Source organism: Bacillus sp. J41TS8, from assembly GCF_018333035.1.
In the GTDB taxonomy this organism is placed as follows: Bacteria; Bacillota; Bacilli; order Bacillales; family Bacillaceae; genus Bacillus; species Bacillus paralicheniformis.
Genome location: NZ_BORF01000009.1, coordinates 134600 through 145826, shown reverse-complemented (window position 1 = coordinate 145826; position 11227 = coordinate 134600). Strand labels below are relative to the sequence as shown.

Here is an 11227-nt window from a genome sequence, read left to right as displayed (position 1 = left end):
TGAAACCGTTGTAAAAATAGTGATAACGTAAATATTGAACCGGTTCATCATGTATAAACGATTCATGTTAAAGGAGAGAGTTGACGTGGCAAATTCAAATTCACTTCAATCAAGCAAGCACTATGCCAATTGGATTCCGATGAAAGAAATCAGCTCCAGTAATGACCGGCTGTTTCCGTTCCCGATTTATAACCGGATCAGAAAGACGTCTCCTGTGCGTTACGATGATGAGCGAAAATGCTGGGATATCTTTTCGTATGAAGACGTTCAATTCGTGTTAAAAAACCCGAAGCTTTTCTCTTCAAAACGCGGCGGTAATATGGAAGGAAAAAGCATATTAACAATGGACCCGCCGAAACACACAAAAATGAGGGCCATCGTTAATAAAGCTTTTACGCCGAAAGCGGTGAAAGAGCTTGAGCCGCATATCGAAGAAGTGACGGCTTTTTTATTTAACGAAGCGAAACAGAAGGATTTGTTTGATGTGGTGGATGACTTGGCTGCTCCCCTTCCCGTCATTATCATTGCTGAACTTTTGGGCGTTCCGGCTGAAGACCGCCTCATGTTTAAACATTATTCAGACATCCTTGTCGCAGGTGCGGAAGACCGCTCGGCTGAAGCCGCTGAACAGATGTACAAACGCCGTGAAGAAGGCAATCGGTTTTTGGCGGATTATTTTAAAAACATTATCAAGCAGCGCAAAAAAGAGCCAAAAGACGACCTGATTTCGCTTTTGCTACGGGCAGAAGTTGACGGCAAGTCGCTGACAGAAGAAGAACTGCTGAATTTTTGCATCATTCTTTTGGTCGCAGGCAACGAAACGACAACTAACCTGATCGCAAACAGCGTCCGCTATCTCACCGAAGACAAAGCCACACAGGAAGCCGTAAGGCAAGATTTGTCCCTCGTTCCTGTTTTTGTTGAAGAAACACTGCGGTATTATCCGCCCGTGCAAGCAATCGGCCGCACGGCGGCTGAAGACCTTGACATCAAAGGCGTGCGGATTGCAAAAGGTTCCACGGTGATCAACTGGGTCGCTTCAGCGAACCGTGACGAACTGAAATTTGACGATCCCGACAGCTTTAGGCTTGATCGTAAATCAAACCCGCATATGAGCTTCGGCTTCGGCATCCATTTTTGTCTCGGCGCTCCCCTTGCCCGGCTTGAAGCGAAAGTCGCACTCGATTACTTGCTGCGGCATGCATCAGTGGAAAGGGACAGCTCAGAGGAGCTTGAAGCGATTCAAAGTCCGTTTGTCTTCGGCGTCCGCCATCTCCCCGTCCGCCTTTCGCAAAAATAGCACGAAAAAAGGACAGGCTGTTTCAAGCCTGTCCTTTCCCGATTGTTTAAGGATTTGTAGACCACATGCCCGCTGATTTAATGAAAATGCGCGGATGCAGTTTAAGCTGGGCGACCATGTATTCGGCCAGATCTTCGGGCTGCATGACGCGTTCCGGATTGCCGTCTGTTAATTTGGAGTCGATTGCCAAGTCCGTCGCAACCGTGCTCGGTGTAAGGGCGCTCACGCGGATATTGTGTTTTCTGACTTCCTGCATCAGCGATTCGGTCAGTCCGAGTACCGCGAATTTAGACGCACTGTAGGCGCTTGTCCCGGCTGCTCCCCTTTGGCCTGCTGTAGAAGAAATATTAATAATATCGCCGGCTTTTCTTTCGATCATTTCAGGCAGAACGGCGCGTGTTACATTGTAAACCCCCATCAGATTCACCTGGACAATATTTTCCCACTCTTCAGGGGATTGCTCAAGAAATCCTGCAAACCCGCCGATCCCGGCATTGTTAATGAGAATGTCGATGTGTCCAAGCTCTCCTTTTACAGATTGGACCGCACGTTCTACAGCTGTTAAATCCTTTACGTCAGCTGCAGCTACAGATACTTTTACGCCGAACGCCTTTAATTCCTCTGCTGCTTTTTCAAGATTCGCAGCTGTACGGCCGATAAGGCCGATATGTACGCCTTCTTTTGCAAGGGCAATCGCTGTTGCGCGGCCGATCCCTCTTCCCCCTCCTGTAATCAGAGCGGTTTTGTTTTGTAAAGATTGCATATGAAAAACTTCCTTTCTATATGTAGCACACGTTTAAATTATAGGAAAATAAACTGCGTTTTTGCAAATATGACGACTTGCGAAGAATAAACCGTCTGCGAACCGCCCATTAAATCGGCCATCGTTATATTCGATTGCTTGAAGAAACAAAAAAAGAACCTGGATCGTTTTACCAGGTTCTTTTCATATTGCATAAAAACAGACGCGATGATATAATCAGATCACGTATGTTTTAGATTAATAGTCATAGGTATCCCATCTTATAATTTAATTCTAACATATTGAAAAGCTCTTGTCAAATTTTTTTCGAAGGAGAGATGCAGAATGAGTGATTTCGTTCTCGGTTTTCACGAAATGGAAAAAACACAGCTTTTGCTTGTCGGGGGAAAAGGGTTAAATTTAGGTGAATTATCAAACATTCAAGGAATACAAGTACCAGAAGGCTTTTGCGTCACGACAGCAGCATTTCAAAAAGCCATCAATCGAAACGAAACGTTCCAAGCGTTGCTGGATCAACTGGCCATGCTAAAAGTTGAGGATCGGGATCAAATTGGTGAAATCAGCAGGAAAATTCGGCAAATCATTATGGAAGCAGAAATTCCTGCTGATGTTGTGAAAGCAGTTGCTCACTATCTCTCTCAATTTGGCGAGAAACATGCTTATGTAGTGCGTTCTAGCGCGACTGCCGAGGATTTGCCGCATGCTTCTTTTGCAGGTCAACAAGATACCTATTTAAATGTTATCGGCAAGGATGCGATCTTGCAGCATATCAGCAAATGCTGGGCTTCCCTGTTCACGGAGCGCGCGGTCATCTACCGTATGCAGAATGGATTCGATCACAGGCAAGTTTATTTATCCGTTATCATTCAAAAGATGGTTTTCCCGCATGCTTCAGGAATTTTATTTACCGCTGATCCGATGACTTCCAACCGGAAACTGCTTTCAATCGATGCCGGTTTTGGACTTGGAGAAGCTCTGGTCTCCGGCTTGGTCTCTGCCGATTGTTATAAAGTGCAAAACGGACAAATCGCCGATAAGAGAATAGCAGCCAAGAAATTGGCGATTTATGGACGAGCACAAGGCGGAACAGAGACAAAGCAGATCGATCCTGATCAGCAGATGTCTCAAGCACTCACTGACGGGCAAATTTTACAGCTGGCACGTATCGGAAGACAGATCGAAGCTCATTTCGGCCAGCCGCAAGATATCGAATGGTGTTTGGCTGATGATACATTTTATATTGTTCAGAGCCGGCCGATCACGACTTTATTCCCGATCCCTGAAGCGAATGATCAAGAAAATCACGTCTATCTATCTGTTGGTCATCAGCAAATGATGACTGATCCCATTAAACCGTTGGGCTTGTCTTTTTATCTGTTAATTACTCCTGCACCTATGCGTAAAGCCGGCGGGAGATTGTTTGTTGATGTTGCGCCTAGGCTGACGACACGTGCCGGCCGGGAAGCTTTATTAAACACCGTGGGAGCAGATCCGCTTACAAAAGACGCACTCATGACCGTAATCGAGCGAGATTTTATAAAATTGATGCCAAATGATCAAACAGCACCGATTCCGGGCAACGGTCAAACAGATATGCCGGTGCAATTCGAGAACGATCCGACAATCGTTTCTGATTTGATGAAGCGCAATCAAACATCGATCGAAGAGTTAAAGCAAAACATCCAAGCGAAATCGGGATCGGATTTGTTTGATTTTATACTGGAAGATATCCAGCAATTAAAGAAGATCGTATTTGACCCGCAAAGTACGGCTGTGTTTATGGCTGCTATAAATGCGACAACATGGATCAATGAAAACATGAACAAGTGGCTAGGCGAAAAAAACGCCGCTGATACCCTTTCTCAATCTGTACCGGGCAATATTACTTCGGAAATGGGTCTGGCGCTGATGGATGTCGCGGATGTGATTCGCCCTTATCCAGAAGTGATTGATTATTTGCAGCATGCAAAAGAAGATCACTTTCTCGATGAACTGGTTAAGTTTAATGGTGGAAAGGAAATCCAAGACGCTATTTATGATTATCTCAGCAAATACGGAATGCGTTGTCCTGGAGAAATTGATATTACAAGACCTCGCTGGAGTGAAAAACCAATTACACTTGTCCCCATGATTCTTAGTCATATCAAAAACTTCGAGCCTAACGCCGGCAATCGAAAGTTTGAGCAAGGGCGGCTGATTGCTTTGGATAAAGAACAAGAGTTAATCGATCGATTGAAGCAATTACCGGATGGTGAACAAAAAGCTAAAGAAACAAAACGAATGATCGACCTCATTCGGAATTTCATCGGCTACCGGGAATATCCAAAATACGGCATAGTCAGTCGCTACTTCGTATACAAGCAGGCGTTACTGAAAGAAGCCGAACAACTCGTACAAGCGGGCGTTATTCATGAAAAAGAAGATATTTACTACCTCACTTTTGAAGAACTTCACGAAGCCGTACGCACAAAAAAAATAGATGACCAAATCATCAGCAAACGGAAAGACGAGTACAAATTATATGAAAAACTAACTCCGCCGCGCGTGATCACGTCTGATGGCGAAATCATTACAGGTGAGTACAAACGAGAAAATTTGCCGCCTAATGCGATTGCAGGCCTGCCTGTTTCTTCCGGAGTGATAGAAGGAAGAGCGCGTGTCATTTTAAACATGGAAAATGCCGATCTGGAAGATGGAGATATATTAGTCACCTCCTTTACCGACCCAGGCTGGACACCATTATTTGTATCCATAAAAGGCCTGGTCACCGAAGTCGGCGGATTAATGACCCACGGAGCGGTGATCGCACGCGAATATGGCCTGCCGGCAGTTGTCGGAGTGGAGAATGCTACTGGGCTGATAAAAGATGGGCAACAAATTCGCGTGCACGGTACAGAGGGATATATCGAAATTTTGTGACGGTGTCTGCTGCGAAAAGGAATACGGGAGTCGACAGTGCATGTAAAAGAACTCTTCAGATTTGGAGAGTTCTTACCTTTTTTATCTATCAGGGAAAGGATCCGGGCATGATGTTCTTCAGTCAGAACAGCTGCCCGCAATACAGGTAAAATATACCTGTAATAATGGGCTTATTTGACTGAAGGGATGATCTATGCCCTTACCTCCCTGTCATTTCATAATCATCCACTCGTTAACTTCAAAAGATGAACCTGACAATTTTATTGTAAATATGGGTGAAACCGAGTATACTCATATAGTTGCCAATCATGAAGAAAAACGATGAACGGCGGTGGAGACACGTTATTATATAAGATGAAAAACGAAAGAAGCAAATTGGGACTCCGGATATTCGGGAATCCTACATATCATTTGTCGTCATGTTTTTGGGTAAATTGTATTACAGGAGGTTTGATATGGAGAAAAAGTTTAATTCTAAAGCAATATTAGTCACCTTCATGATTGGTGCATTTTTTGCAATATTAAACGAAACGCTGTTGAACATCGCATTAACAGAGCTGATGGAAGTCTTTCACGTTGATGCCCCGACTGTTCAATGGCTGGCAACCGGATTTATGCTTGTCATGGGTGTTTTAATGCCTATTTCCGCTTTACTGATTCAATGGTTCACGACAAGACAGATGTTTATCGGCGTCATGTCGACTTTTTTAGTCGGAACTATCATCGCCGCTTGTGCAGTGAATTTTCCGATGCTCTTGACGGGGCGCATGATTCAGGCAGTCGGTACGGGACTCTTGATCCCCATTATTATGAACGCCCTCTTGCTGATTTATCGGCCTGAAGTCCGCGGGAAAATCATGGGTACGTTCGGGCTGGTCATCATGTTTGCTCCTGCGATCGGGCCCACTCTTTCGGGCGTTATTGTTGACATCCTCGGCTGGCGCTGGCTGTTTATCATCGTCATTCCTTTTGCAGTATTTTCAATCCTGTTTGCGATGAAGTATTTGCAAAATGTCGGAGAACCGACGCGCCCGCGGGCTGATTTTTTATCGATCATTCTCTCAACGATCGGTATCGGCGGAATCGTATACGGATTCAGCAGTGCCGGAGAGGCTCCGGAAGGGTTTCAGTCCCCTATGATCATCGGTGTGATCATCATCAGCCTGATCAGCATCGTGTTGTTCGTGCTTCGGCAGTTGAAGCTTGAAGAACCATTGCTGGATGTGCGTGTGTTCGCCTATAAAAATTACACGCGCGGGGTCTGCCTTTTTGTGATTGTCATTATGGCAATGTTCGCTTCCGAAATCGTGATGCCGATGTATTTGCAAGGACCGCTTGATTTTTCAGCAAAAGCAGCAGGTCTTTTGCTTTTGCCCGGGGCCTTGCTAAACGGCCTCATGTCGCCGGCCATGGGCGCTTTATTCGATAAGTTCGGGCCGAGAAAACTCATCATTCCGGGTACGATCGTTCTCGTCGGCGTGATGTTTTTCTTCAGCAGGATCAATCCTTCGGTGCCGGTTTGGGCGTTCATTATTGTGTACATCATCTTGATGCTGTCTATCTCAGCGATCATGATGCCTGCGCAGACGAATGCATTAAACGAATTGCCGAAGCATTTATATCCTCATGGTACGGCAATTTCCAATACACTTCAGCCTGTTGCAGGCGCACTCGGTGTTTCAGTGTTTGTCAGCATCATGAGCCAGGGCCAGAAAAGCTATCTTGCCGGGCAAGAAGCCGTAAGTCCACAAATCGTGAATGAAGCGATGACTCACGGTGTTCACCATGCCTACTGGTTTGCTCTCGCTTTATGCTGTATCGCTTTCTTTACCGCTTTATTTATTAAAAAAGCGGTCGCGCCTGATTTTGATCAAGAATAAACAGAAACTTAAAGGATGTCCTTTCTGGGGCATCCTTTTTTATCGTTTTTCTGCCGTGATTCTTCCGGCTCTTATTTTCAGAATTGACGAGATTTTGTGATATAATGCTAGAATCATATTCATTTTATCTGAAAGGAACGGATTCCATGGAGTCATATGTTGATCAAAAAGACGGGATTTTCAAATCCGTATGTTCGCTCGACTGCCCGGATCAATGCGGGCTGCTCGTTCATAAAAAAGACGGAAAAATCGTTAAAATACAGGGCGACCCGGAACATCCGGTCACACAGGGCAATATTTGCAATAAAGTCCGCAATATGACGGAGCGTATTTATGACCCAAAACGGCTGAAAACCCCGCTGAAACGGACGGGTCCAAAAGGAGACGGGATATTTGAACCGATCAGCTGGGATGAAGCGATTGAAACGATTCGCACCCGCTGGCAGTCGCTCATTGAACAGGAAGGTCCCGAAAGCATTCTGCCCTACAGCTTTTACGGCAATATGGGAAACTTGACGGCTGAAGGAATGGACAGGCGCTTTTTCCACCGCCTCGGATCGAGCCAGCTTGACCGGGCGATTTGCACCCCTGCCGGTTCTGTCGGCTATAAATACACGATGGGCGGAAGCATCGGCACTGACCCTGAAGATACAACGGAGACAAAACTGTTTATCTTTTGGGGGATCAATGCGGTCTCAACGAACATGCATCAAATCACCATTGCTCAAAAAGCCCGGAAAAACGGTGCAAAAATCGTTGTGATCGACGTTCATAAAAATCAGACCGGCCGGATGGCGGACTGGTTTATTCCGATTCGCCCCGGCACGGACAGCGCGCTTGCGCTTGGCATTATGCATGTCTTATTCGAGGAAAATTTGGCTGATGAATCATTTCTGAAAGAATTTACAGTCGGCCATGAAGAGCTGCGCCGCCATGTGCTGCAATACGATCCCGCCACAGTAGAAGCAATCACCGGCGTATCCCGGAATGATATCATCGAGCTCGCCCGCTTGTACGGCCGCACCTCCCCTTCCCTGATCCGGATCGGCAACGGTCTTCAGCATCATGATAATGGAGGAATGATCGTTCGCACCATCGCGTGCCTGCCCGCGATCACGGGCCAGTGGACAATAAAAGGAGGCGGGGCGATCAAAGGCAACACGGCATTTTTGGCCTATAATACAAAAGCTTTGCAGCGCCCCGATTTATTAAAAGGCAGAACGCCGAGAGTCATCAACATGAATCAGCTCGGCAAAGCTCTCTTAGAAACCGAACCTCCGATCCGTTCGCTGTTTGTGTACAGCAGCAATCCGGCCGTCGTCGCGCCGGAGGCAAACAAAGTCAGAAAAGGGCTTGAGCGCGAAGATTTATTCACGGTTGTTCACGATTTATTCCTGACGGAAACGGCACGGTATGCCGATATTGTCCTGCCGGCTTCTTCCGCTTTCGAAAACACGGATTTCTATACGTCATATTGGCACCATTATGCGCAAATTCAGCAGCCTGTTATTGAGAAATATGGTGAGAGCAAGTCAAATACAGAAGTATTTAGACTTTTGGCTGAGGCGATGGGCTTTGATGATGAGCCGCTGAAAGATTCCGACGAAGAGATGATCAGACAGGCGCTTGATTACCCTGATAATCCGTGGCTCGATGGCATTGACTACGACAGCCTGACTGAAAAGCATTTTGTCAAAGCAAATCGGAAAACAATTTTTCCTGATCAACTGCCAACGCCGAGCGGAAAAATTGAATTGTATTCAAAAATGATGGAGCAGCACGGCTATCCGGGCCTGCCGACTCATACCCCGCTTGTTGAAACAGACAAGTATCCATTTTTATTTGTGCCCGGACCGAATCACAATTTTTTAAATTCGACCTTTTCAAACAATGAAAAGCATATTAAATTAGAAAAGGAGCCGAAACTTCACTTAAATATAAAGGATGCCGAAGAAAAAGGCATCGAAAATGGAGATTTGGTGAAAGTTTGGAATGACCGCGGATCATGCATCCTGCCCGCTGCCGTCGGAGAAAACGTCCTTCCGGGCGTCGCCGCAAGCCAAGGATTATGGGCGGATGCAGAAGGAAAACATTATCTCGTCAATGCGCTGACGCCCGATCGTTTAGCTGATATGGGCGGTGGTGCAACTTTCTTTTCTGGAAGAGTTCAAATTGAAAAAATATGAACGTGTACAAAAGACCGGTTGTAACAAAACCGGTCTTTTTTCACTTTGCCTTCTTTAAAGTTTTCGCATAATCGGCGGCAAACGCCGTGCTGTTTTTCAAAAACTTGATAATGGTTTGCAGTTCCTCCTCTGAATATCGGCTTAAAAATCCGGCAGATTCTTGCGCCAAGTCTTGAAAGATACGAGAGATCTTCTCCAGGTTTTCCGGGATCAGCTCGACTAAAAGACGCCTTCTGTCGGACGAATCCCTGATGCGTCTGACATAGCCCGTTTTCTCAAGGCGGTCGATCACGCCTGTGATCGCTCCCGTTGTCAGCCCGCTTTTTGCGGCAAGCTCCCCCGCTGTTACTTTACCTTCCCGCGAGATGATCTCAAGGCATTTATGATCTGTTGCGTTCAGTCCGATTTTCTCGCCGATCGCCTCGTGCAGAAAAATGGTTGCGGTGCTGTGAAACCTCAACTGCTGTATCAGCTCGTTGAGCAGCCCTTCTCCTTCAATATGATTTGTTCTTGACATCGGCAACACCCTTCTATAAAATCATTATGTCTTAGCAGCTAAGATATTTATTTCCTGATATAAATGATCATAACAGGATGAAGCGTCCATGCCAAACGCTGCTTTAGAACGAATTTATTTAAAAGGAGAATAGATTGATTTGTCACAAACTCAAAATCAAAAATTAGGATTTGTTGTAGCAGGACTTTTGCTTGCTATTTTGATGGCTTCGATGGACAATACCATCGTCGTCACGGCAATGGGAACAATTGTCGGCGATCTTGGCGGACTCGACAGCTTTGTCTGGGTTGTATCTGCCTTTATGGTCGCCGAAATGGCCGGTATGCCGATATTCGGCAAGCTGTCGGATATGTATGGCAGAAAACGTTTTTTTCTTTTTGGCAGCATCGTGTTCATGGCGGGTTCAGCATTGTGCGGAACGGCTACAACCATTGAGCAGCTCAGCATTTACCGCGCGGTCCAAGGAATTGGCGGAGGCGCTCTCATTCCGATTGCTTTTACCATCATTTTTGACATTTTCCCGCTGGAAAAGCGCGGTAAGATCACTGGACTTTTCGGCGCTGTTTTTGGCCTTTCGAGCATTTTCGGACCGCTCATCGGCGCCTATGTCACTGACTACATCAGCTGGCACTGGATTTTTTATATGAATCTGCCGCTCGGTATGGTTTCTTTTGTTTTTATTCTTCTATTTTACAAAGAGACGAAACAGCATGAAAAGCATCGCATTGATTGGCTAGGGGCGATCACGCTCGTAGGAGCGGTCGTCTGCCTCATGTTTGCGTTGGAGCTCGGCGGCGAGAAATACGCCTGGGATTCGAATGTCATCCTTACTCTTTTCGGAAGTGCAGCCGTCTTATTGGTTTGCTTCCTCATGATCGAACGCAAGGCCAGTGAACCGATCATTTCGTTTCATATGTTTAAAAACCGGCTGTTTGCCGGCAGCACGCTTGTCGCTTTATTTTACGGCGGGACATTTATTTCGGCGACCATCCAGATTCCGATCTTTGTTCAGGGTGTTTACGGAGACTCTGCGACAAACTCCGGGCTTGTTCTTTTGCCGATGATGCTCGGCTCTGTCGTATCAGCCCAGCTTGGCGGATTCTTAACGACAAAAATGAGCTACCGGAACATTATGCTCATCTCCGGACTGGTTCTCGTCAGCGGGTTTTCTTTATTAAGCACGCTTAATATTGACACTCCGCGTTTATTATTAACAATTTATATGATTGTTGTCGGCTTGGGAGTCGGTTTTTCATTCTCTGTATTAAGCATGGCGGCAATCCATCATTTCGGCCCGGAACAGCGCGGTTCAGCGACTTCTACGAGCAACTTTATGCGCTCTCTCGGCATGACGATCGGCGCCAGTATGTTCGGAATGATTCAAAAAAACCAATTTTCAGAACAGATGGAAGATATGTTTAAAAGCACAGGCGCTTCAAATCCCGCCTCACCGAATGACGCCAACCAGATTTTGTCTAGTGCCCGGGCATCATTGCCGCCGGATATTTTAAATCACATCACCGAGGCGCTGTCAAATTCGATTGTTCATACGTTTACTTGGGCAATTTTCCCCGCAGCGGCCGCCTTTTTGCTCGTGTTTTTCATGCCGAATGACAGGGTGAAACCGAGAGCTAAAAAGCGAGTGAACAAAGCGGGCTGAAC

The 11227-nt window shown here is 46.1% G+C and carries 7 protein-coding genes; 5 read left to right on the top strand and 2 right to left on the bottom strand.

Annotation, left to right across the window (positions count from 1 at the left end):
- Positions 1 to 85: 85 nt before the first annotated feature.
- Complete coding sequence (locus KI350_RS13890; protein ID WP_025811344.1) at positions 86 to 1300, top strand: cytochrome P450; 1215 nt, start codon at positions 86 to 88, stop codon at positions 1298 to 1300.
- 46 nt (positions 1301 to 1346) lie between these two features.
- On the opposite strand, the gene KI350_RS13885 is transcribed toward KI350_RS13890, so the two are convergent.
- Complete coding sequence (locus KI350_RS13885) at positions 1347 to 2063, bottom strand: 3-ketoacyl-ACP reductase (protein WP_025811343.1); 717 nt, start codon at positions 2061 to 2063, stop codon at positions 1347 to 1349.
- A 324-nt stretch (positions 2064 to 2387) separates the two neighbouring features.
- Between KI350_RS13885 and ppsA the strand changes: the two genes are divergently transcribed.
- The 3 genes from ppsA (at position 2388) to KI350_RS13870 (ending at position 9048) form a co-directional block, all read left to right on the top strand.
- Positions 2388 to 4982 (top strand): phosphoenolpyruvate synthase, encoded by a 2595-nt coding sequence (gene ppsA, locus KI350_RS13880; protein ID WP_212930500.1) that lies wholly within the window; start codon positions 2388 to 2390, stop codon positions 4980 to 4982.
- A gap of 455 nt (positions 4983 to 5437) precedes the next feature.
- The gene (locus KI350_RS13875) at positions 5438 to 6862 is read left to right on the top strand and encodes an MDR family MFS transporter (protein WP_212930499.1); all 1425 of its coding nucleotides are present in this window, start codon (positions 5438 to 5440) and stop codon (positions 6860 to 6862) included.
- A gap of 146 nt (positions 6863 to 7008) precedes the next feature.
- The gene (locus KI350_RS13870; protein ID WP_025811340.1) at positions 7009 to 9048 is read left to right on the top strand and encodes a molybdopterin-containing oxidoreductase family protein; all 2040 of its coding nucleotides are present in this window, start codon (positions 7009 to 7011) and stop codon (positions 9046 to 9048) included.
- Between the two features lie 40 nt (positions 9049 to 9088).
- Here the strand turns inward: KI350_RS13870 and KI350_RS13865 are convergent, their stop codons facing one another.
- Complete coding sequence (locus KI350_RS13865; RefSeq protein WP_020451733.1) at positions 9089 to 9565, bottom strand: MarR family winged helix-turn-helix transcriptional regulator; 477 nt, start codon at positions 9563 to 9565, stop codon at positions 9089 to 9091.
- A 202-nt stretch (positions 9566 to 9767) separates the two neighbouring features.
- On the opposite strand from KI350_RS13865, the gene KI350_RS13860 reads away from it, so the two are divergent.
- Entirely contained in the window at positions 9768 to 11225 is a 1458-nt protein-coding gene (locus KI350_RS13860) for an MDR family MFS transporter (protein ID WP_044803362.1), read from the top strand.
- Positions 11226 to 11227 lie beyond the last annotated feature (2 nt).

Excerpts from the sequence above, each read along its gene's own strand:
- KI350_RS13885 (WP_025811343.1), bottom strand. The coding sequence starts at position 2,063 with ATGCAATCTTTACAAAACAAAACCGCTCTGATTACAGGAGGGGGAAGA.
- ppsA (WP_212930500.1), top strand. The coding sequence starts at position 2,388 with ATGAGTGATTTCGTTCTCGGTTTTCACGAAATGGAAAAAACACAGCTT.
- KI350_RS13875 (WP_212930499.1), top strand. The coding sequence starts at position 5,438 with ATGGAGAAAAAGTTTAATTCTAAAGCAATATTAGTCACCTTCATGATT.
- KI350_RS13870 (WP_025811340.1), top strand. The coding sequence starts at position 7,009 with ATGGAGTCATATGTTGATCAAAAAGACGGGATTTTCAAATCCGTATGT.
- KI350_RS13865 (WP_020451733.1), bottom strand. The coding sequence starts at position 9,565 with ATGTCAAGAACAAATCATATTGAAGGAGAAGGGCTGCTCAACGAGCTG.
- KI350_RS13860 (WP_044803362.1), top strand. The coding sequence starts at position 9,768 with ATGGCTTCGATGGACAATACCATCGTCGTCACGGCAATGGGAACAATT.